Raw genomic sequence first — 23,613 nt, forward strand, 5'->3', positions numbered from 1 at the left:
GGCGTACTGCGATGAGCCGATTTATTATTGAGTTCGAAGACAGAATTGTGAAGCATATTAACTAAATTGCAGTTACATAGAATCTGTTACACCCTCTTTAACAAACGCCCGCATGAAGCGGGCGTTATTTCAATGGACGATAAACATGATTTTCCTTTCTTCTCAAGTCACAAAATTAGCTGTAAAAACCTTCCCTATGACACTTTTTGTGGTCATGCTATCTGTCTCCAATCCTTTATTAGCAAAAATTAAAGCGCCACTATTTAATCCACCTGAAGAGGTGAAAAAAACGGAAAGTTTAGTCCGTAACTACAGTCCTTATTCGTTGATTAATCAAACGGTGAAGTCGATTAACGCTTTACCAGTAGAAGGCAGATTGACACGAATTAATTATCGCTTAGACCCGAAATTTACACCTCATAACTTACACAATAATTATCTTGAGCAAATTAAGGACTTAGGTGGTGAGATCATTTTTAGCTGCATTAATAAAGCCTGTGGTAAAGAGTCGAAACTTAAGAACTATATTGAGCCAATTGACAATATCGGTGGTCGTAACCCTGCCCTAACCACCACAAAAATAACACTTGAAAACCGTGATGTGTACGTATCGATATACATCAGTGACTGGAAAAAAGCCACTAATATTCAATTAGATATCATTGAAGTCATTGATGAGCCCTTAGATATAATTGCTATTGATAAAGACTATCTAAAAGCTGAAGTGAGCGAAATTACCGTAAAGGATAACAGTAGCAAGGATGAAAGAGGCGCGAGTGATCATCCTATGCTCACTCGAATTCCTGGGGCTTACATTCAAGACTATAAGACCTTTCAATTTGGCCAAACGACTGTCGCTTCTAAAAAAGTCGGTAAGAAATTCACCACAGAAGTCATTGAAGGGAAAATTACCGATATTGCTTATCGATTACCTCGCAGCTATTCAGAATACGAAGTGGATGCAAACTATCAAGCTGCACTTAACAAGCTAGGGTTTATCGAGACTTTTAGCTGTATTGCAAAAGAATGTGGAACCGATAGCAAGTTCCAAAGACACTTCAATGCACTCGCCACAAACGGCACCACAGAAAGCCAATTCTATCGCCTCTATTCACTAAAAAAACCAACAGGCAATGTGTATGTGATGACGTACGTAATTGGTTATATTAAGGGCCTTTCGAGCGAATTACGGATCATTGAAGAAAATACATTAAACACTGAACGCTTAACCATTGATTTAGATGGCCTAACAGACAAAATAGCGCAAACAGGCCATGTTGCGCTTGATGGCCTATTGTTTGAATTCGACAGTGACAAGCTGATGCCAGAGGCAATGGAGGTTGTAAAAGTGGTTGCAGAGTATCTTACAAATCACCCTAAACAAGGTTTCTATGTTGTTGGCCACACTGACGATCAAGGCGGGCAAAGTTATAATAAAGCGCTGTCAGAAAAACGCGCCAAAGCGGTTAGGAATACATTAATAAACAACTTTAATATTAAGCCTTCGCAAGTTGAATCAGCAGGGCTTGGTGAATATGCGCCTGTTGCTAGCAATATGAATGATGCTGGTAAAACACAAAATCGCCGAGTCGAGCTGGTGCTGAGATCAGATAGTAAATAAGCTCTATACCCATGTTACCTCAAGATGCTTTGTCAGGCACAAGCTCGGATAACAATGCAAGGCGTAAGCTGAGGTAATTGTTATTCACTTTTCAAAGCTTACAACGTAGCAGTGTTTTTCGATCTTGCGCCCCGTAGGGCAAGTCAAATAGCACCAATCTGCGTTGTTATAAAATATCGATGTAGAAAACTATACTTCAATTTTATGCCTAGCATCTTGGCACTATTTGCCTTGCTGACTTTGCATTTTGAAGTATCATGGGTATATATTAAATCGCAGGATTACAGACACAAAAAACCAGCATCTCTGCTGGTTTTTTATTTAATACGCAAACAAACTTTATCGCCTCATTTATTGAAGCACTAGCTCAACTCGTCTATTTTCAGCTTTATTAGCGTCACTGCTGTTAGCAATTTTCGGTGATACAGGGCCTATACCAATCGGAGTAAGCCTTGATTTGTCGACTTTCAACTTGATTAATTCTTCGATAACGGTTTGAGCTCGCGCTTTGGATAATTGAGTATTAATCTCGTAACTACCCACATTATCGGTATGACCAACCACATAGAAACGTTGCTGTGGGTGTTGTGCTAAATACTGGGTAATGGCCGTTAGTGAGGCTTTAGATGAAGCCAGCAACTTCGCCTGATTAAAGTCAAAATTAAGCCCATGTAATACCACTCGACCTTTTTGTGTGATTTCGTCATTCAAATACTCTGGATCTATGGTCACTTTAGCCGTATTCATCTCACTTTTTTCAACAATATCGACGACAATTTTATTAATACCATTACTGGTTAGCGCACCTTCTATAGCCACCAATAAGAAGATGGGATTACTCGAAGTGGTTAACTTGGCGCTAATAAACCTAAAGTCACTATCAGAATCATTATTTGTTTCTACAGGATTAAAACGGTATTGATTAGCCTCTGAGCTATATAAGTCATCAAGTAACGCATTACCACAAGCTGCCAAGTTGCAGGTGTATAAAATTTCAAAGTCAGCCGCTTTTAGCGCCGATAAATAGTTTTGATAAATCTGCAGTGTTGACTGGCTATTACTTAAGTTATAACCGATGGTTGTGCCTTTCCCTTCAACGGTAATAACTGGGGCAACTTGGTTAACTGCAACCCCTGTTGGGATAAACACTTTTTCAAATTCACGCTGTCGATAGTCAGAAATATAAGCCCCTTGATAACGGCTTATTACAGGATGGTCTTGACTGCCATCAATATCCTCTTTCTCCGCACGTAAAGGAGTTTGAACTGCTGAAATTGTTATATTGCTGTTGACTGTCACTTGGTCTAACAGTAATGCTTCAGGCTCGATGATAGTTTGCTCAATACCAATGATTCCGTCATAGACATTAGTAATAATCCATTGATAATAAATATCACCTTTATCAGTGGCTCGCTTAGCCACTAAAAATCGAGTCTCATCATCATTATCATCTGCAATTAAACTATTGTAATTAGCCCAACTCTGCCAATAAAAATCCAATGGTTGATAACCGCAGAGTTTATCAACACAATCAATCAATAATTCAGCGCCTAATTTTTCGATCACTTGCTTGTAGTTTAGGCCAACTTCAAGAGTCGATTTATTTCCTTCCAGCCTATAGCCATGAGCGGTTATCTTGCCAATGACTTCAATCAACTCAGTATCTTCGGTGCCAGGCATTACATTGACGGGGACAGATATTTTTTGATAATGAATAACCCCAGTATTCTTGATCGTTGCGCCTTCATATCGTGACACTGCAGGGTGATCTTCTTTAGAAGCATAGGCTTGTTGGGCACCCAAAATAGCCAAAGAGCTGATAAAAAAGATTATCCCTCTTAAAATCGTTGAAAACATTATTACATCCTTGTGGTAAAAAAAATCGAGTGTACCTCGATGATTATATTTATTATTTAAAATTCGACTTTAAGCTTTATTTACAGTTTAAAGGAGAATTGTGATGCTATATATATCCATGATACTTCAAGATGCAAAGTCAGCAATAAGACACCTTAATCACTGAATATAATCCCTCTATATAAACAATTAAGATACTTATTAATACACAGCAAAATGTTCAGGTTCTTGGGCGATGCACCAATCCCAGGCAGCATGGGCCACAACAGAATCATCACTGCTTTTATCACCGTCAGCTAAATCTGCCATTTCAAACGCCATATCCATTATCTTTTGATTAATCACATCTCTAAAATCACCATTATCCATGGGATGAAAATCAAGGATGATATTTCGGATAAATTCAGGTCTTTCTTTATTTATTTGAACCCCTACAGCCATTTGATCAGTATTTCGAGCCATCGTTCCACATACATCGAATTGGGTGCTTTTATTAAGTAGCATCTCATCATCACTGTTTTGTAACAGCTCTAGATATATATTATTGTCATAATCCCATGGCGGTTTTTCAGCCGCTATACTTTGAGTGCAAAAAAAGAGTGAGACAAACACTAAAGAGGATTTGAGTTTTAACAGTGGATTGATAGACATAAAATACCCTTAATTTCCCTATAAAAGGTACGGGGGAAACCGTACTCAAATGCACAATAATATGTGTGCTATTATTTTTAATTGATGATCCCGTTGCTGCTTTGGACTTATCAACAAAACTGAAATGGCTGACGATGTGAATTGCTTAATCGCCCTTTTTTATTGTTAACGCTACTATAAATCAGCAAAATCTTGTGAGTCTTGAGAAATACACCAGTCCCAGGCAGCCTGAGTAACAACAGAATCATCACTGGTTTTATCATCGTCTGCTACATCAGCCATTTCAAAAGCCAGATCCATTATTTTCTGATTAATCACATCAGAAAAACTATCATTATCCACAGGATAAAGATCTAGGATCGTCTCACGCATAAAATCAGGATCATCAGGATTAATATGCACTCCTAAAGCCATTCGATCCGTAGCTGGCGCCATAGTCGAACATTTATCCCATTGTATATACTTATTCAACAGCATGTAATCGTCACTGTTTTCTATTAGTTCACGATAAATATTGCTGTCAAAATGCCACGGCTTTGGAAGTTTTTCAGCCGCTATACTTTGAGTGCAAAAAAAGAGTGAGACAAACACTAAAGAGGATTTGAGTTTTAACAGTGGATTGATAGACATAAAATACCCTTAATTTCCCTATAAAAGGTACGGGGGAAACCGTACTCAAATGCACAATAATATGTGTGCTATTATTTTTAATTGATGATCCCGTTGCTGCTTTGGACTTATCAACAAAACTGAAATGGCTGACGATGTGAATTGCTTAATCGCCCTTTTTTATTGTTAACGCTACTATAAATCAGCAAAATCTTGTGAGTCTTGAGAAATACACCAGTCCCAGGCAGCCTGAGTAACAACAGAATCATCACTGCTTTTGTCACCGTCTGCGACATCAGCCATTTCAAAAGCCAAATCCATCATCTTTTGATTAATCACATCTGAAAAACTATCATTATCCACAGGATAAAGATCTAAGATCATCTCACGCACAAAATCAGGATCATCAGGATTATTTTGCACTCCTAAAGCCATTCGATCTGTAGCTGGCGCCATAGTCGAACATTTATCCCATTGTATGTTTTTATTTAACAGGCTTTGATTGCTTTTACCGCTACTTATACTTTCACTTAAAGCCTCCCTATAAATATTGCCGTCAAAATGCCACGGCTTTGGAAGTTTTTCAGCCGCTATACTTTGAGCGAAAAAAAATAGTGAGACAAACACTAAAGAGGATTTGAAGTTAAATGGTATTTTCATTGGAATAAGTTTCTCTATTTTTAATTAATATTTTTGCTACGACATCTGGTGCTGCAGTTACTATTAAAATCACAATGTTAACCGCATATTCTCCTTATATTTAGTGCCTTAGCAATTATCAAAAAGAGTGTAAACTATTGTTAAAAAACAACAATAACACCTTTTATAACTACTTCACTCCGGCATAATTTAATAGTCACAATTTAATGCAGACACAAAAAAACCAGCATCTCTGCTGGTTTTTTTATTGGACAAGAAAAAAAGCATTAAGCTGTTTTCACTTTCCAGTTAACCGTTTCACCGGCAAAGAAAGGCACGATTGGGTTCTGATTTGGCAAGATGATTTGCTCAGGAACAACCCACTCTTCTTTAACTAAAGTCACTGTACCTGTATTGCGCGGCAGGCCATAAAAGTCTGCACCATGTAAGCTGGCAAAGCCTTCTAACTTATCTAACGCACCTAAGTCATCAAATACTTGGGCGTAAAGCTCTAATGCAGACCATGCGCTGTAACAACCCGCACAGCCACAGGCTGATTCTTTACGGTGTTTTTCGTGTGGCGCAGAATCTGTGCCTAAAAAGAACTTGCTAGAACCCGTTGCCACAGCAGCTTGCAGTGCTTGCTGATGAATATTGCGCTTAAGCACAGGTAAACAGAAGTTATGTGGGCGTACGCCGCCAACTAATAAGTCATTACGATTCAGTAATAAATGCTGCGGGGTAATCGTTGCTGCAATGTTGCTTGGCGCTGATGCCACAAACTCAGCGGCATCTTTAGTGGTGATGTGCTCGAATACAATTTTAAGCGTTGGCATGGCTTCAACAATGCGCGCCATATAGCGATCGATAAACTCTTTTTCGCGATCAAAGATATCAATGTGCGATTCAGTCACTTCACCATGAACTAGCAATAACATGCCTTGTTCGGCCATAACTTCAAAGATTGGGAATAATGCATCTAATGCTTTAACTGCAGCATCTGAATTTGTAGTTGCGCCTGCTGGGTATAATTTTGCTGCAACCACACCTGCCGCTTTTGCATCAATAATATCTTGAGCGCTGGTGTTATTCGTTAAAAATAAGGTCATTAATGGCTCGAATGAGCTACCTTGCGGACGCGCCGCTAAAATGCGCTCACGGTAAGCTGACACCATAGCCGCATCTGTTACAGGCGGTACTAGGTTAGGCATCACAATCGCACGTTGGAATAAACGCGCTGTGGCAGGTACGGTTTCAGCTAGCATATCTCCATCTCGGAAATGTAAATGCCAATCGTCCGGCGTAGTAATTGTGAGTTGCGTCATTGTGAGCCCTTAATATCAATAGCAATAATTTGGCGCTATTGTGCCTGAAAAGGGCTTTTTTTGATAGGTGCTAAACTTAAACGCTGACTTTGCTACAGCAAAAAATATAGCGGCAATTACAATGATAAATTGCCGCGCAAAACGGGGAAATAGCCCCAACAAGCAGCACATCCAACTGAGGTTAAGCTGTCGTTTCAACTCAAGTGCATTAGCAAGTATGATAACCACTCAGCATTAGTCGCCACGGCATAATCAATAAAAAACTAACAAGGACATGTTTGTGATCAAATCCATTCCCCTATTCTTAGGGCAGCAGCTAAAACACACTGCGGCCATATCATCAGCGATGCTGGTATCCCTTAGCGTAAATGCGCTGCCGATAGAAAAGATTAAGCTACCACCCAATTTTACTATCGAGGTGTATGCCGATAATGTCGAAAACGCCCGTCAAATGGCGTTAGGCGATAACGGCACCTTGTTTGTCGGTAGCCGCCGCGCGGGCAACCTCTATGCGCTAATTGATAGCAATAATGACATGAAAGCTGACAAACAAATTGTATTAGCCAAGGACTTATTTATGCCATCAGGCATCGCTTTTCATGATGGCAGTTTGTATGTGGCTGAAGTGGATAAAATCTGGCGCTATAGTGATATCGAAAAACACTTACCTAATGTGCCAAAACCTGAGCTGGTTTACGATAAGTTGCCCAATAAAGCGCATCACGGCTGGAAGTTCATCAAATTTGGCCCAGATGGCAAATTATATATCCCAGTGGGTGCGCCCTGTAATGTCTGCGAAAGCGAACTGCCTTTTGCATCGATTTTAAAGCTCGATGTAGAGACTAAACAAACCACTATCGTCGCCAAAGGTGTGCGTAACAGTGTCGGTTTTGACTTTCACCCTGAAACCGGTGAGTTATGGTTTACCGATAATGGCCGCGACATGATGGGCGATGATTTACCTGATGATGAGTTAAACCGCGTCAGTAAAGAAGGTCAGCATTTTGGTTTCCCTTATGTGCATAACGCTAACATTAAAGACCCAGAGTTTTATGATGCGGCTAAAGCCAAACTTAATACGCCACCAGCGCTAAATCTCGGCGCCCATGTGGCAGCGTTAGGCATGGAGTTTTACCAAGGCGAGCAGTTTCCTGCTGAATATAAAGGCCGTATTTTCATTGCCCAGCATGGTTCATGGAATCGTAGCAGCAAGGTCGGCTATCGCATAATGCAAGTGACGTTAGACGGCAATAAAGTAAGTGATTACCAACCGTTTGCCACCGGCTGGCTGCAGGGTGAACAAAGTTGGGGCAGACCTGTCGCGGTGCTCACCATGCCAGATGGTTCGCTACTGGTTTCTGATGATGCCGCTAATGCGGTTTATCGGATTAGTTATTCTGGTGAATAACGTGTATCCATAAATAGCGAATAAAACATATTAAACTAATGGCAATTACAGCAAAGGCCATTGCTAGTTAGCTTACCTATTGTGCAAGAGTATCAGCCCGTCGGTGGTTTAGTTTCCATTGACAGCCCTTCTGATGCAGTTAGATAAACCCAGTTAACAGCAATAATATGTATGTTACCTCTACACATCCTAACAATACACGCGTATATTATCTGTCTCTAACCAATGGATGGTTCGGAAATAATCAAAGGAATGATGATGACTAATGCTTTATTTCGCTCACCTTTATACGAGCAAAAAGAACAAAACCTAAAAACACGTCTGCAGTTATCTCTAGATACCAACAAGATATTTAAAGCACTTGATGCTGACCCGAATACAACAGGGGCAGCAGTGGTGTTTATAGACAATGAATTTACTATTGTGACATTACGCCCTTTCGTTCCAATTTGCCGTAAATACCCTATCCGATTAATTTTACGTGAGCCACCCAAAGATTATTCTGCTGCTGATTATGCAAGTCAACTGAAAAATTCACATAGAGAAAGTAAGCTTTCAGGGGAGTTACTTAATACAGGGTTAAGTTGTGGAGCAGCTGTATTAAGCTGGGTTGTTATCATTGGTTCTACTGCTGCAATTCCAATTACAGGTGGAACAAGTTCTGCGGTGACCTATCTTGGTTATGCTGCAGCTACAGCTTCTGGACTCCAATGTCTAAATGGGGTAGCTAGATCTGCCATGGAAATAAATTCACCTGATAATTTAAATTGGTTAGACGGTCAACAATGGTATAACTCAGCAAATACTGCATTGGATATTATCTCACTCGGCGGTGCAGCCGCCGCAGGTGCTACCACAATAAAAATGGTAAAAACACTCAAACTCACGACGCCTAAATCTTTAACGGAAATTTTAAAAGGATTAAGCAGGCCTGAAAGAAAGCGTTTAACAATGGAAATTCAGCGGTTAAACCAACCCGGTATTAGTGCTCAAGTAATGAAGTCACTGACAAACTCCGGTCAATTAACTAAACGGTATAGTAGTCAGGCTTTAATCAATGCAGTTTCACTTAACCTTAAAGATGCAATTGGAGCAAGTTTGAGTTTTACGGGAAGTTCTCTAAATGGATCAATAAAGAATTTAGCTATCGGAATATATGAGGAGCTAGGTCCCGATGAACGGTAACTTTTTTGAAGAGCATGATTTTTCCCTGTGGATTTTTGCTGTAGGAATTACAGTCATCATGTTAATGATGATTGGAGCTGGTATTGCAGCAGCTATATTTGTTTTTTCACTTGAATACTTGTTCGGAGACTTTACTCCAGAAAAACTTTGGGGGATTCTTATACCCATTGAGGTCATTTTAAGCCTGAGTATTACCTTTACTAATATCATAATTACACGGGGATACCCGAAAGCAGCTAAAGCTAATAAGGCAATTATATACATTATCTTGGCATGCTTTTTATTTGGCTTATTATTTTTTGATCATGAGTTTAAGTGGTTATATCTAAGCTTTATTGCTCTGCCCGCTACTGCATTTTGGCTAATAAATACCACTAAGTACAAAGCATATCTAGCTTATTTTGAAGCATTACACAAAGACCCTGAAGCGTTTAGGTTACAAATGGAAAAAAGGGTTAGCTGATTCCTGAAGCTTCCAATAATGGGCGGCTTGTTGGTATTTTCAAACTTCGTTTGAATTAATGTCATGAATTGAGCCTTAATTTGCCAAAGGGTAGCAATCACATTTCCAAACTTCATTTGTTGAATCAACGTCGTGGCGCTTCGCCCACACTAGACCAAAAGGGAGTGAACGGCAACTCCCTCTTGGAACACCCACCCGCTCCAACGAAATAATCTGAAAAACGATTATTTCCAACGGAGTCTGATCCAGCTTTAAACCTCGTTTGTAGCCAGCTTCGGTAAGCTTTAACTCTGGTTTATTGAAGCTCTAACGCTTCCAATAGGCGTCCCATCCCCTCGAAAGCTAGCTGGAATCTTAAGTGCAGGATGCACTAAATGCCTTGAAGCACATGGATATGCGAGAAAGGCCATGTCTGGACTCACGCAATTTTATTGCTTACCTCAATTAAAATTGAACATTCAAATTAGAGCAAAAGCAGTATGCTTTCTCTTTATCAGTTCATATTTTAAATACAGTAATTAATAGCAAACGAACCTGCGGGCTCAATAGCCTCCGCTGGAAGTGTCCGAATGCGTTGAGCTAATTTGTGTGATGGAGGCAGGTCATTCTGGTGCATCCATGCACTACATGACATTCAGGCTTCCTGCCTATCGACACCGACATAGCCTCAGTTGAGCCAGGGTCACTCTTTAACATCCATGTCATCGTGACATTCGTATATCCATATACAGAAGATGCGGATCTGAGGCGATAGCAAACTCGCTCTATAGCATGAGGATCAACACTTCGTCGGAGCGGCAAGGATTTATTTATCCACAACAAAGAGTGAAAAGGGAGATGCTTATGTTTTCTTTCTTACTCATTTCGTCGGGTGTAGGCGAAGCGCCACGACTTTGATTACATAAAATAAATAGTTAAATTTCACCCTAAAAAAACCAGCCCTGAGACTGGTTTTACATTGTTGGGAAAGAGAATATTAAACGTTAGCTAGTATAAAGCTTCACTAACAATTGGTTATTCTTGACATCTTTAATCAATATTCCATTTGCCAAAGTGTCAGTTTTAAAGTGACAAGCATCAAATACTTCCATTGGTGTTTGCTCTATAAATTTAGGGTTATCGGTAAGTTTTTTTACAGTGTCATCTATAAACTCACCATCAATTTTCGATAATGAATAGCGAAAATCGCAATCTTTAGTTAATACCTCAATGTCTTGTAATTCAGTAAAAGTTAATACAGCATTAATCCACCAATCATTACTTGAAGGTAATAACTCTTCATTATCTGAACGAATAATACTTCCTGAAGCCCAATTCACAGACTCAAGTTGCATTCCCTCTAAATTCATGAAATTGGCTAGTTCCTCAATATTTTGAGAGTACTCAATCGAATCACTGTTTGAACTTTGTTTGTTATTCATATCATTACAACCCGTTAAGACAATCAAAACAATTAAGAAGTTGATTAAAAAGTTCCATTTCATTTGATGAGATTCCAGATCCTACAACTTTGATTTGATAGCCTACCACGTGCTATCCAGCTTTTCTGCTTTCCACAGTCCTCGTTTTGAATTGCATAACCTCCAGCTAAGGAAAGAGCCAAGTAACTACCACCTTTCCATGGCCAGACTCACGCAATTTTTTTGCTTACCTCAATTCAAAATGAACATTCAAATAAGAGCCAAAGAAAAAAGCTTAATCTCAATAACTCTTATGGCTATTTCAAATACACCTGCGGGCACAATAGACTCCGTTGGAAGTGTCCGAATGCGGTGAGCTAATTTACGTGATGGAGGCAGGACGCCGACATAGCCTCAGTTGAGCCATGGATGGCGAATCTGAGGCGATAGCAAATTCGCTCATTTAGCATGAGGATCAACACTTCGCCGGAGCGGCACAGGGAGATGCAAGAGGGGGATTGCTGTTGATCCCCTTCTTGCTCGGGTGTGGGTGGAAAACCCACGACTTTGGCAACTATAGATTGTATCAATTTGAATAGTTAACCATCAGATTAAAGCTATGTATGGAAAACTAAATAAAAAGTGTGTAACTTAATAAATTAATTAAAAATATAGATTTGGTACATCCATTGCTCGACATAGGTAAAAGTGAATAGTTTATGCTTAATCTGCCTTACTAAATTCAATTAATGAGAATGGTAAACAAATGACACGGTCAAATATTCATAAATTAATGAACTCTAAGAAAGGAATTAAACGAATAAACTCTAATGAAAATGTTGATATTGAACGTGGAAAATTAAAAGCCAACTACATCTCTGAAGAATACCCAATTTATACTTCACTTGAGAACACATGGAGATATTTGGAATCGGAATACGATGTTATTAAAAGAGATGAACATCCAGCTCAAGATCCCCTTTCAAGCTTTGCATATTATATAGATAGTGGTTTTTATCCGCCCCCAGAACTCATGATAGTAATATCTTCAGCTATTAATCATTATCTAGATGCTAAAGGTGAGAAATCATTGGATGAAATCTTATTTGGAATTAAACATCAAAAAACAAAAAGCTTATCTTATAAGCAACATAAGCAAACTAAGTTTGCTTATTTCCAATTTTTCGCAGATCTTGAAGTATCTAAGCAAGAAAACCAAAATATTTCTTTTGAAAAAATGATGGAACTTGTACTCGAAAATACAGATCCGATAATATTAAGTGGATTAGGGTTTGATTCCAATATAGACATCGACAGCTTTTTACGAGGATATAGACGCTGGAAAAACGATATTAAAGAAGGAAAATATGACTAACGGACAATCTCTAGAAAGTCTTGTCCGTGACTCAACTAGTGATATTTAGATATAGTTTTCTCATTGAAAAAATGAGGAAATATAAATGTATAAATCATTATTAAAAGCATTGAAGGAAATTGGTATCGAGCATATCCCAACTCTCACTATTTGCTTCTGCTTGATTTGGATTGTTGTACACACTATCTAGTTACAGAGAAACTAGTTGAAATTGCAGTGCTAACTTAACCCTTGATAAAGACATAAAACCACCCACAAAAAAACCAGCCACTTTTCCAAGTAGACTGGTTTTTTAATAGTGATTATTAAGCCAACGGCTTAACCAACAATTACCCTTGTGGGCGCATCGCTGGGAACAAGATCACGTCACGAATAGTGTGTGTGTTAGTGAACAACATCACTAAACGATCGATACCAATACCTTGACCTGCAGTTGGTGGTAAACCGTGCTCTAGTGCGCGGATATAATCGGCATCGTAGAACATCGCTTCATCATCACCGGCATCTTTAGCATCAACTTGTGCTTTAAAGCGATTGTCTTGATCTTGTGCATCGTTAAGCTCAGAGAAACCGTTAGCCACTTCACGGCCGCCAATGAAGAACTCGAAACGGTCGGTGATGAAATGGTTGTCGTCGTTACGACGTGCAAGTGGTGAAATGTCAGCTGGGTAACCAGTAATGAACGTAGGTTGCATTAACTGAGGCTCAGCGGTTTCACCAAAGATTTCTTCAAGTAGTTGACCACAAGTCCAGAACTTCTCGATTGTCATGCCAAGGCTCTTAGCCAAGTCACGCATGAACTCAACGTCTTTAACTTCTTCGTAAGTCATAGACTGAATGGTTGCGTTGTCAGGGTTGTATTTTTTGATAGCGTCTAACATGCTTAAACGTGCATATGGGCCACCAAAATCAACAGTATGCTCACCGTATGGTAGCTTGGTAGAACCACAAAGCTCAGTAGCGATCGAACTTAGCATTTCTTCAGTAAGATCCATTAGATCTTTGTAATCAGCGTACGCCATATAGAATTCCATCATAGTGAATTCTGGGTTATGACGAGGCGATAAGCCTTCGTTACGGAAGTTACGGTTAACTTCAAATACTCGCTCAAAACCACCAACCACTAGACGCTTAAGGTATAGCTCTGGTGCGATACGCAAGTACATCGCCATATCAAGTGCATTGTGGTGCGTTTCAAAAGGACGCGCGCTAGCGCCACCAGGAATGCTGTGCATCATTGGGGTTTCAACTTCCATGAACTCTTTTTTGATCATGAAGTTACGGATAGCTGAAACCACTTTAGAACGCATAATAAATGCATTACGTGACTCTTCGTTAACGATTAAGTCAACGTAACGTTGACGGTAACGCGTTTCTTGGTCTGATAAACCGTGGAACTTTTCAGGCAGTGGACGCAATGCTTTAGTGAGCAATTGGTACTGCTCCATGTTCACATATAAATCGCCTTTACCAGAAAGGTGTAACTTACCGGTCACACCGATGATGTCACCAATGTCTAAACCTTGGAATGTGGCTTTAAGATCTTTTTGAACATCTTTACCCGCGTAGGCTTGAATGCGACCAGATACATCTTGGATTACCAAGAATGGGCCACGTTTAGCCATAATACGCCCAGCAATTGAACGGTTAACGTCCATGCCTTCAAGCTCTTCTTTAGTGAAGTGACCATATTCAGCTTGAATATCGGCAGCTTTGTGTTTGCGATCGAAGTTATTTGGGTGACCATTTGCAGGGCAGTTTTCGCGGATGTGATCTAGTTTCGCGCGACGTTCTGCAATTAACTTGTTTTCGTCTTGGGTTTGTTCAGTCATCTTCTTCTCTCGTTAAAGGCCAGATTTAAGGCTAGCTTCAATAAACTTGTCCAAGTCGCCATCTAAGACGCTTTGGGTATTTCGGTTTTCAACACCGGTACGTAAATCTTTAATACGGGCATCATCAAGCACGTATGAACGGATTTGGCTGCCCCAACCAATATCTGATTTGGCATCTTCCGCGGCTTGCTTATCAGCGTTCTGTTTGAGCATTTCTAACTCGTACAGTTTCGCTTTTAATTGTTTCATTGCAGCGTCACGGTTCTTATGTTGCGAACGGTCATTTTGACACTGCACCACAGTATTAGTGGGTAAATGGGTAATACGTATTGCTGATTCGGTTTTGTTGACGTGCTGACCACCTGCACCTGAGGCGCGGTAGGTATCAATACGTAAATCAGATGGATTGATATCAATCTCAATTGAATCGTCAATTTCTGGGTAAACGAATACCGAACAGAAAGAAGTATGACGCTTACCTGACGAATCAAACGGTGACTTACGCACTAAACGGTGAACACCGGTTTCTGTACGCAGCGAACCAAAGGCATATTCACCATTAAACTTGATGGTTGCGCCTTTAATACCAGCGACATCGCCGTCGGTGACTTCCATTAGTTCAGGTTTGTAATCGTGGGCTTCACCCCAACGTAAATACATACGCAGTACCATATTGGCCCAATCTTGTGCCTCGGTACCACCAGAACCTGATTGAATGTCTAAGTAGCAGTCTGCAGCATCATGTGGGCCCGAGAACATACGGCGGAATTCAAGTTCTTCCAAACGTTTCTCAAGATCATCTAATTCTGTGCTGGCATCGTTAAAGGTTTCTTCATCATCTTCTTCGATGGCAAGTTCAACCAGTCCTTCAATATCTTCAAGGCCGCTATCCATATCGTCGATCGTTTTCACGACGGCTTCTAGGGCGCTGCGCTCTTTACCTAGGGCTTGGGCATTATCTGGATCATTCCAAACTTCCGCACTTTCGAGCTCTCTACTGACTTCTTCTAAACGCTCACTTTTGGCAGCGTAGTCAAAGATACCCCCGAAGAAGTTCGGTGCGGTCAGCGAGTTCCTTGATTTTGAATTTAACTGGATTTACTTCAAACATGAATTTTCTACTTAATTTAGCGGTAAACAATACAATTAACCGCGCATTTTACCCCATGACTGCGACTAAACCTAGCGCTCAGAGGCGATTATTAACAAACATTAGTGGAATTGTTGATAACCAGGAAAAAACCGCCCATCAGCAAGCTGAACCACAAGCTGTGTTATTGGCTAAAAATGTCAGCAAATAGCCCAAAACCATGGCATTACTATAGCTAAAAATGGTTCATCAAGCCGCTGACTGGTAATGTAACCGGCTTAGAATTAATTGCTAAAAAAACGTTAACCTGCGACATAATCGGGCCTTTTATTCAGCACATCTACAACAATCTCTTTCAAATCTGCACGTTACTCCCCTTAGCTTTAAACTTTTATCAGCACTCGAATATGGCAGCGATCAACTACCAATAGCACCAAGATCAATTTAACCCCAAATTTGCGACCTAATCCCACTTAAAGCTAGAGCAAAACAGATTAAGTCACAAAACCACACCCAAGCGTGATGGCGGTTACAAAAGCTTATTCCACTTACTCAGCTTGATTCTGTTCATCTAAAAATAGGTATATTTTGTAGAGCTAATAAAGGGCGAAAATTTAGCCTGTAATAACCCCTACAAGGCCTAGTGATGATTACTCTCAAAATAGATGGCATTGCGTTAACTGTCAGTGCTGATAAAAATATTCTTCAAGCCGCTCGCGATGGCGGGATAAACATTCCTAGCTTATGCGATCCTGCAAACGGCAATACCCAGCGCAGTCATGGCAAACAAGCCTGTAATCTTTGTGTGGTTGATATCAAAAATCACGATGGCAGCTGCCGCAAAGTAAAAGCCTGTGAAACCCCTGTTGCCAGTGACATGCACATTACCACTCAAACCGCTGAGTTAAGCAAGTTACGCCAAGCAGCGTTAACCACTATTTTGTCTGATCACTTTGCTGACTGTGAAGCGCCCTGTCAGCAAGCCTGCCCTGCAGGGGTGGATATTCAAAGTTACCTGTTTCATATCGCCCAAGGTAATCACACCGAAGCGGTAAAAGTCATTAAGCAAACCTTACCTTTGCCGCTGTCTATTGGCCGTGTTTGCCCGGCCTTTTGTGAAGCCGAATGTCGCCGAGGCTTGGTTGATGAGCCAGTGGCTATTAGACAATTAAAGCGCCACGCCGCCGATTTAGACCTTGCCGATGAGCACAGCTATCAAATTGAAAAGCTGCCAGCTACTGGTAAAAAAGTCGCCATTATTGGTAGTGGCCCTGCTGGTTTAAGCGCCGGTTACTTTTTATCAAACCAAGGCCATCAGGTGCGCATTTTTGAGTCTATGCCCAAAGCGGGTGGCTGGCTGCGCTATGGCATTCCTGAGTATCGCTTACCTAAAGATATTCTTGATAAAGAAATTGATTTACTTAGCCAAAATGGCCTAGACATTGTCACTAATACCCGCCTTGGTGAAGATGTTCATCTAAAACAACTTACCGATGATTACGATGCTGTGTGTTTAGCCATTGGCGCCCAAAAAGCAGTGGCGATGAACTACCCGGGCAGTGATCTAACAGGCTGTTACTTAGGGGTCGATTACTTACGAGATTACTGCACCGAGCAAAGCTATCAAATCGGTCATAAAGTCGCGGTGATTGGCGGCGGTAATACTGCCATTGATTGCGCCCGCACCGCCGTTCGCGCAGGCCATGATGTCACCTTAATTTATCGCCGTACCCGTGCTGATATGCCCGCTGAGCCTTATGAAATTCATGAAGCTGAAGTTGAAGGGGTTAAGTTTCACTTTTTAACTAATCCGCTTAACAATATCGCTAATGAAGACGGCCAAGTCAGCGCCATTGAACTGGCGAAAATGGCCTTGGGCGAACCTGATGCATCAGGGCGGCGCTCACCAAAAGCCACTGGCGAAAGCTTTATTGAAGCCTTTGATACTGTCATTGCTGCGGTGTCGCAAACCCCAGATATGAGCTTTATGGAAGATCCAGCCAGTCACCTCACCACAGGTGAACTGGCGCTAACTCGCTGGAATACTTTTATCGGCTGTGAGCACACTATGTCTGCAGGGGTTGATAAACTGTTTGTAATTGGTGACTCTCGCCGCGGCCCAGCGACAGCAGTAGCGGCCATTGGTGATGGCCGTAAAGCCGCTGTAGCCATTAATAAATTGCTACACGAGGGGCTCAATTGCGACTTAACCCCAAAACCATTTAATGCAACGAAAGCGCCTAAAACCGCTGAATTATCAGCCGAGTTATACCCCAGCATTGCAGCAAAACCTCGCTACAAAATGGCTGAGCTTAGCGCCATTGAGCGTCAGCTAAATTTCAATGAAGTGGAGTTAGGCTATGGGTCCGATGAAGCAATGCAAGAAGCCGCCCGCTGTTTAGAGTGTGCTTGTCAGGCCAATACCGATTGTAAATTACGTGATTATGCCACTGAGTATCATGTGCAAGCGGAGCAATTAGACAGCACCAATGCGCGCCAATTTGCGGTAGATAAAACCAGTCCGTTTATTCAATTTGATGCCAACCGCTGTATTAGCTGCGGCAAATGCGTCGATATTTGTGGTCAGCAAAGTGGTCACAATGCCATTAAGTTCACTAAAGACAGCTTCCAAGCATTACCGAATCAATTAACCGATGAGCGCCAAGCACCTCGGGTTGGCTTTAGTGCCAGCATGGCCGACAGTGATTGTGTGCAATGTGGTAACTGCGTGCAAGTGTGCCCCACTGGTGCGCTAGTTGATGCCCGTGATAAACGCCAAGGCGATGAAGAGCAGTTAACGACCACCTCGACCATTTGTACATACTGTGGTGTGGGTTGTCGTATCGAAGTCAGCGTGTCACCGACCACAGGCAAAATTTGCCATGTTGAAGGCAGTAAACACTCTGATGTTAACGATGGCATGTTGTGCGTTAAGGGCCGTTTTGGGTTTGACTTTATTCAAAGCGAGCAACGCTTAACCACGCCGCTTATTCGTAAAATGGGCGAGCTGATCCCCTGCAGTTGGGATGAAGCGCTAGATACCATCGCCGATAATTTTGCCAAGGTTAAAGCTGAAGCAGGCGCTGATGCCATTGCCACTTTAGCCTCAGCCAAAGCCACCAATGAAGATAACTACCTCATTCAAAAGTTTGTTCGCAGCGTATTAGGCACCAATAATATCGACCATTGTGCCCGTTTGTGTCATGCCAGTACTGTGTCAGCCCTGCAACTCAGTTTGGGTAGCGGCGCAATGACCAATGATATTCCGGGGATCAAAGAGTCTGACTTAATCTTTATCTTAGGCTCAGATACCTGCAATGCGCACCCGATAATTGCCTCAAGAATTAAACAAGCGATTCGCTCCCATGGCGCCCGCTTGATCGTTGCCGACCCAAAACGTGTCTCCATTGCTGATGATGCCTGTTTATACGTAGCGCAAAAGCCCGGCTCTGATGTGGTGCTGCTCAATGCGATTATGGCTGAGATCATTCGTCATGATTGGCATGACAAAGACTATATCAACGCCCATACCCAAGGCTTTGATGCAGTGATGCAAGAAGTGCTTAAGCCTGAATATCAGTTGCAAAATGCCACCAAGATTTGTGGGGTTAGCGCTGAGGATATTGCCCAAATGGCGCGTTATATTGGCACAGCGGAGAAAACCGCAGTCTACTACGCTATGGGCATAACCCAGCACACCTCAGGCCATGACAATGTCACTGCTATCGCTAACCTGCAAATGCTCTGTGGCAATTTAGGTAAAGTGGGTGCAGGCATTAATCCACTGCGTGGCCAAAGTAATGTCCAAGGTGCGTGTGATATGGGCGCGCTGCCAAATTACTACACTGGCTATCAGCGGGTTGATAACCCAGTGGTGCGTGAGAAATTTGAGCTGCAGTGGCAAACGCCGCTGTCAGCCACCGAGGGCTTAACGGCCACTGAAGTGATGCATGCCATTACCGAAGATAAAGTTAAAGCCTTATACGTTATGGGCGAAAACCCTGTGCTGAGCGACCCAGATCAAGCCCATGTGCTTGAAGCTTTGGAGACGCTGCCGTTTTTAGTGGTGCAAGATATCTTCTTAACTGAAACCGCCAAGTATGCAGATGTGGTGCTACCTGCGGCATCATTTGCTGAAAAACAGGGCCACTTTACCAATACAGAGCGCCGAGTGCAGCGCCTAGAAGCAGTATTAACCCCGCCGGGACAAGCCCGCGCTGACTGGCAAATCATTCAAGATATTGCCAATAAACTGGGCGCTAACTGGCACTACGCTAACGAGCAAGCGATCACTAACGAGATCAATCAAGTGACCCCGCAATATCAAGGGATCACTTGGGATCGTTTAAGTGCTGATAAACATGGCACGCCAAGTAAAGGGCTGCAGTGGCCTTGCCGTGATGAGCAACATACGGGAACGCCCGTGCTGCATCAGGAGCAGCCCATTAAAGGCAAAGGTATATTCACCGCCGTGAGCTATCGCGCCCCAGCCGAATCTACCTGTGATGAGTATCCATTGGTATTGTCTACAGGTCGCTTATTAGAGCAGTTTCACACCGGTACCTTAAGCCGAAAAACCAGCGGTTTAGATACTTTAGGTACCCCAAGAGTGATGATGTCGGTGTTTGATGCTGAGCGTCTTGGGGTGAGTAATGGCGATAATTTAAAACTGAGTTCACGCCGCGGCGAAATTGAAATTGCCGCCTTTGTCACTAAGCGAGCGCAAGCGGGCGTTTTATTCTTACCGTTCCACTTTGCTGAAGCGGCGGCGAATAAGTTAACCAATAACGCAGTCGATCCGGTGGCCAAAATACCTGAGTTTAAAGTCTGCGCCGTTAAAGCGGAGTTAGCCACAGCGGTGTAATTTCACGCTTAACTGAAGTAAAACTGACGTAAAAACTGATAAAAAAGGCAAGCTTAGGTATATCACCAAGCTTGCCTTTTTTTATCGCGATATCGTATTTAGTTAAAGCACGGCTAACAAAGCCCCTGTAGCGGCAAACCCTGCTACTAACAAAACAATGTTGGGCTTAAAGATTTTCAGCACGCCAAAGCCTAATAACACCAATGCCATATCGATAGGTAATAGCACCGCTGAGGTAAACACTGGCGAATAAAGTGCGGCAAACAATAACCCCACCACTGCGGCATTCACTCCAGCAATAGCACCTGATATAACCGGTCGCTCACTGATAGCATGCCAGCTTTTTAACCCCACCAGCATCAGTAAAAATCCCGGTACAAAAATGGCAATGGTCGCCACAATAGCGCCTAAAATGGGTTGCTCCAACCATAAATCGGCCCCTAAAAAGGTCGCCAAGGTGAACATAGGCCCAGGAATCGCCTGCGCTAGTGCATAACCGGTTAGAAATCGATCTGGGCTTACCAGCTCACCGACATTGGCTTCCAGCAGTGGCAGCACCACATGACCGCCGCCAAACACTAAGCTGCCCACCTGATAAAATTGTGCAAATACTTGGCCTAGGGTGCCAGTTTGATTAATAAAGTAAAACGTCGACACTATGCCAATGATAAATAATGCTAACCAGCCATAGTTAAGCTTAATGGGGCTATTTTCTGGGGTAATATTTTCGCCTTTGGTGAGCAATACCACGCCCATTATCGCCGCCAGCAATAATACGATAATTTGGGTCAGCATTGAGGGGAGTAACATCAAGCAAGCTGCGGTAAGCAACATAATAACCCGGGCGGTTTTGCGCTGACAAAATTGGCTAAACATTCCCAATGTCGCATCAGCAACGACCACTACTGCCAGCAGTTTTAAGCCGTGGATTATGCCGACAACCGCATCGGCTTCAAGCCACTTGGCACTGGTTATGGCGAGTAAGAACAGCAACATAAAAGACGGTAAGGTAAAACCCAAAAATGCGGCTATTGCGCCTGCTAAGCCGCCGCGATGATAACCAATAGCAAAGCCAACCTGACTCGAACCCGGCCCTGGCATAAACTGACTTAACGCCACAAAGCTGCCATAGCGTTTTTCATCGAGCCAATTAAGCTCGCTAACAAAGGTCTGCCTAAAATAACCAATATGCGCTGCGGGGCCGCCAAAACTGACTAAACCTAAGGCTAAAAAGCGGGTAAATATTTGCCACATAAGCTGTCCAATTCCGTTTAGAGATAAGCTGGCGATAGCATCACTGGCTTAAGTTTAAATAATGAGGTTTAAATAATTAGTTTTAAATAATAAGAGTTTGATACGAGATCATTAATACCAGCTTGCTATCAACCCCGTCACTAGATTAATTATATGACGCTTTGGTGTCGTTTTTATGACAGCGTACTTTTTCTGACCGCACAGTTTGATGACAATAGGCTCGATAGCTCATTGAGTCTAGTTAGGCTTGTAATTGCGCTAACACTTTCTCGCTGAGTAACTTTAATTGCTGTAATTCATCTGCGCTGCCACCGACTTTACAGCGCATCAATTGTGGAATTTGGCTCGCTTGCCGTTTTAAAGCCAGTCCTTGGGGCGTTAACTGTAATACCCTAACCCGCTCGTCTTCTTTACTGCGATCTCGGATAACCAGTTGCTTTGTTTCCAGTCTTTTTAGTAACGGTGTTAAGGTGCCTGAGTCCAAATGTAATTTTTCACCTAAGGTTTTAACGCTAATCCCGGGCTCTTTCCACAGCACCATCATCACTAAATATTGCGGATAGGTTAGTGATAGTTCATCAAGTAGTGGCCGATAAGCGCGCACGACCGCATTGGTGGCACTATAAAGCGCAAAACATACTTGGTTTTCTAATGCCAATGCATCAAACTTTTCACTCATAATCATTCCTTAAATCCTAGTCACAGGCTTACTTTCTCGCAAAATTCTAATATCTATGGCGCTCAGTATTTGATGTGCAGCTTAATCACAACTACTGCATAGCCAAAGCGATTATCAGTTTATCACACTTAAATTGCGCACAATACAATATACTGATAGACCATTAGCCATTACTGCGCTGATACAGATTAATACAAAAATATTATCTACCTTTCCTTATTTTGGCCGATAAATCATTAACCCATTTAGGTTTCGCTAATTAGAGTAATAATATTATGGCACTTTCCATCAATGCTCCATCATCAATGCCGACCAATATCGATTCAGGTAGTAGCCTCAAAGTTGCTGTAATTGCAAAAGATCAGCAAAAGATTGAAGGTGAAATGGCCCTTCAATTAATTGAAGCCGCGCTGCCACCACCGGTTGGTAACTCAGGCCATAACATTAATATCAAAGCCTAAAGCTGTTACTGCTGAGTTGAGCTGTTGGATTAAGCTCATGATCGATTAAGCTAAATTAGCCAGATAGGTTATGATTTATTTTTAAGCACCTTTAAAAATAGGATTGTCTATCATGGCTATAAGAGCATTACTGTTATTGCTGAGTTACTGCGCGAGCACTCAGGCCATTGCACTGAGTGATCATGAGGTATTAGCTAATACTCAAGCCACTGAAGCTGATAAGTTAGCGCCTGCTTTTGATTGCCAGCAAGCAAGTGGCGAAGTGGAGCAGCTTATTTGCCAAGATAGTCAATTGGCACAGCTTGATATACAGCTCAATCAAGTGTTCAAAAAGTCAATTTCCCAGCTAGGCGCAGATGCTGATTTAGATGTAGATGCATTAGCGCAACTTAAAGCTTTTCAGCGAGGCTGGATAAAAGGCCGTAATGAGTGTTGGAAGGCTGACGATATTAAACAGTGCGTGATTTACGCCTATACTTCACGGCTAACCGAATTACAGATCGCCGCTGCGGTATTTGACGTACCTAAGGCGGTACAATATCAATGTGATCCCCCATCGAACAACAATCTGATGAGTATTAGGGTTTATTTTTATAACCAAACTGCGATACCTGCAGCAATATTGAACCTAAGCTTAGCTCCAACTGCTGATCCAATTGCAGATTCAAGAGCTGTCACGGTAGCGCAGCAAAATCCGCTATTAACATTACTGACGCTAAGTGCATCTGGGGCGAAATACCAAGGGCAGAATGTTAGTTTCTGGACTCACCAGCAACAAGCCGTGCTAAGCCAATTTGGGCAAGCGGATATAGATTGCCGAGTAAAATAGGGTAAAAGTCCAATAAAAAAACCATGCTAAAAAGCATGGTTTATTGTTTACTAACGCTAAGCGCTAAGTAC

19 protein-coding genes are annotated in these 23,613 nt (G+C 42.0%); 9 read left to right on the top strand and 10 right to left on the bottom strand.

Annotated features, from left to right (window positions below; genetic code table 11):
• Nucleotides 1-145 precede the first annotated feature (145 nt).
• Nucleotides 146-1,621, top strand: coding sequence for an OmpA family protein (locus tag Q4591_RS13965; protein ID WP_303461536.1), 1,476 nt, complete (start codon nucleotides 146-148; stop codon nucleotides 1,619-1,621).
• 351 nt (nucleotides 1,622-1,972) lie between these two features.
• Here the strand turns inward: Q4591_RS13965 and Q4591_RS13970 are convergent, their stop codons facing one another.
• The 5 genes from Q4591_RS13970 to pyrC all read right to left on the bottom strand — a co-directional run bounded on the left by Q4591_RS13970 (nucleotide 1,973) and on the right by pyrC (nucleotide 6,702).
• Nucleotides 1,973-3,478 carry an OmpA family protein gene (locus Q4591_RS13970; protein ID WP_303461538.1) on the bottom strand — a complete coding sequence of 502 codons (1,506 nt, stop codon included), beginning with the start codon at nucleotides 3,476-3,478 and terminating at the stop codon, nucleotides 1,973-1,975.
• Nucleotides 3,479-3,679: 201 nt separating this feature from the next.
• Nucleotides 3,680-4,129, bottom strand: a complete 450-nt coding sequence (locus Q4591_RS13975) for a hypothetical protein (protein ID WP_303461540.1) — start codon at nucleotides 4,127-4,129, stop codon at nucleotides 3,680-3,682.
• A 174-nt stretch (nucleotides 4,130-4,303) separates the two neighbouring features.
• Nucleotides 4,304-4,759 (bottom strand): hypothetical protein, encoded by a 456-nt coding sequence (locus Q4591_RS13980; protein ID WP_303461542.1) that lies wholly within the window; start codon nucleotides 4,757-4,759, stop codon nucleotides 4,304-4,306.
• 174 nt (nucleotides 4,760-4,933) lie between these two features.
• On the bottom strand, nucleotides 4,934-5,398 hold the full coding sequence (locus Q4591_RS13985; RefSeq protein ID WP_303461544.1) for a hypothetical protein: 465 nt from the start codon (nucleotides 5,396-5,398) through the stop codon (nucleotides 4,934-4,936).
• Between the two features lie 266 nt (nucleotides 5,399-5,664).
• On the bottom strand, nucleotides 5,665-6,702 hold the full coding sequence (gene pyrC / locus Q4591_RS13990; RefSeq protein ID WP_303461545.1) for a dihydroorotase: 1,038 nt from the start codon (nucleotides 6,700-6,702) through the stop codon (nucleotides 5,665-5,667).
• Nucleotides 6,703-7,048: 346 nt separating this feature from the next.
• Here pyrC and Q4591_RS13995 point away from each other — a divergent pair, with 346 nt between their 5' ends.
• The 3 genes from Q4591_RS13995 to Q4591_RS14005 all read left to right on the top strand — a co-directional run bounded on the left by Q4591_RS13995 (nucleotide 7,049) and on the right by Q4591_RS14005 (nucleotide 9,758).
• The gene (locus tag Q4591_RS13995; RefSeq protein WP_303461582.1) at nucleotides 7,049-8,110 is read left to right on the top strand and encodes a sorbosone dehydrogenase family protein; all 1,062 of its coding nucleotides are present in this window, start codon (nucleotides 7,049-7,051) and stop codon (nucleotides 8,108-8,110) included.
• A 225-nt stretch (nucleotides 8,111-8,335) separates the two neighbouring features.
• Nucleotides 8,336-9,295, top strand: a complete 960-nt coding sequence (locus Q4591_RS14000; RefSeq protein WP_206747621.1) for a hypothetical protein — start codon at nucleotides 8,336-8,338, stop codon at nucleotides 9,293-9,295.
• Entirely contained in the window at nucleotides 9,285-9,758 is a 474-nt protein-coding gene (locus Q4591_RS14005) for a hypothetical protein (protein WP_303461549.1), read from the top strand. The genes Q4591_RS14000 and Q4591_RS14005 overlap by 11 nt, the downstream gene beginning before the upstream one ends.
• Before the next feature lie 983 nt (nucleotides 9,759-10,741).
• Here the strand turns inward: Q4591_RS14005 and Q4591_RS14010 are convergent.
• The gene (locus Q4591_RS14010) at nucleotides 10,742-11,242 is read right to left on the bottom strand and encodes a hypothetical protein (RefSeq protein WP_303461551.1); all 501 of its coding nucleotides are present in this window, start codon (nucleotides 11,240-11,242) and stop codon (nucleotides 10,742-10,744) included.
• A gap of 682 nt (nucleotides 11,243-11,924) precedes the next feature.
• On the opposite strand from Q4591_RS14010, the gene Q4591_RS14015 reads away from it, so the two are divergent.
• On the top strand, nucleotides 11,925-12,533 hold the full coding sequence (locus tag Q4591_RS14015; protein WP_303461553.1) for a hypothetical protein: 609 nt from the start codon (nucleotides 11,925-11,927) through the stop codon (nucleotides 12,531-12,533).
• Nucleotides 12,534-12,862: 329 nt separating this feature from the next.
• On the opposite strand, the gene lysS is transcribed toward Q4591_RS14015, so the two are convergent.
• Entirely contained in the window at nucleotides 12,863-14,365 is a 1,503-nt protein-coding gene (gene lysS / locus Q4591_RS14020) for a lysine--tRNA ligase (protein WP_102435746.1), read from the bottom strand.
• 12 nt (nucleotides 14,366-14,377) lie between these two features.
• Nucleotides 14,378-15,476 (bottom strand): peptide chain release factor 2 gene (gene prfB / locus Q4591_RS14025; protein ID WP_198589352.1). Its coding sequence is split into 2 segments (ribosomal slippage): nucleotides 14,378-15,400 and nucleotides 15,402-15,476, totalling 1,098 coding nucleotides; the frame shifts between segments, so codons are not numbered across the junction.
• Here prfB and Q4591_RS14030 point away from each other — a divergent pair.
• Nucleotides 15,475-15,666 carry a hypothetical protein gene (locus Q4591_RS14030; RefSeq protein ID WP_102435742.1) on the top strand — a complete coding sequence of 64 codons (192 nt, stop codon included), beginning with the start codon at nucleotides 15,475-15,477 and terminating at the stop codon, nucleotides 15,664-15,666. The genes prfB and Q4591_RS14030 overlap by 2 nt on opposite strands.
• A gap of 435 nt (nucleotides 15,667-16,101) precedes the next feature.
• Complete coding sequence (gene fdhF, locus Q4591_RS14035) at nucleotides 16,102-20,319, top strand: formate dehydrogenase subunit alpha (RefSeq protein ID WP_303461556.1); 4,218 nt, start codon at nucleotides 16,102-16,104, stop codon at nucleotides 20,317-20,319.
• A gap of 102 nt (nucleotides 20,320-20,421) precedes the next feature.
• Here fdhF and chrA read toward each other — a convergent pair whose 3' ends face one another.
• Together chrA and Q4591_RS14045 are read right to left on the bottom strand one after the other, a co-directional pair.
• On the bottom strand, nucleotides 20,422-21,573 hold the full coding sequence (gene chrA / locus Q4591_RS14040; protein ID WP_102520650.1) for a chromate efflux transporter: 1,152 nt from the start codon (nucleotides 21,571-21,573) through the stop codon (nucleotides 20,422-20,424).
• Nucleotides 21,574-21,814: 241 nt separating this feature from the next.
• The gene (locus Q4591_RS14045) at nucleotides 21,815-22,252 is read right to left on the bottom strand and encodes a MarR family winged helix-turn-helix transcriptional regulator (RefSeq protein ID WP_241901103.1); all 438 of its coding nucleotides are present in this window, start codon (nucleotides 22,250-22,252) and stop codon (nucleotides 21,815-21,817) included.
• A gap of 275 nt (nucleotides 22,253-22,527) precedes the next feature.
• On the opposite strand from Q4591_RS14045, the gene Q4591_RS14050 reads away from it, so the two are divergent.
• Nucleotides 22,528-22,713, top strand: a complete 186-nt coding sequence (locus Q4591_RS14050) for a cytoplasmic protein (RefSeq protein ID WP_076543161.1) — start codon at nucleotides 22,528-22,530, stop codon at nucleotides 22,711-22,713.
• 112 nt (nucleotides 22,714-22,825) lie between these two features.
• Entirely contained in the window at nucleotides 22,826-23,542 is a 717-nt protein-coding gene (locus Q4591_RS14055) for an MliC family protein (protein WP_102435734.1), read from the top strand.
• Nucleotides 23,543-23,613 lie beyond the last annotated feature (71 nt).

Source organism: Shewanella sp. 3_MG-2023 (genome assembly GCF_030548765.1).
Taxonomy (GTDB): domain Bacteria; phylum Pseudomonadota; class Gammaproteobacteria; order Enterobacterales; family Shewanellaceae; genus Shewanella.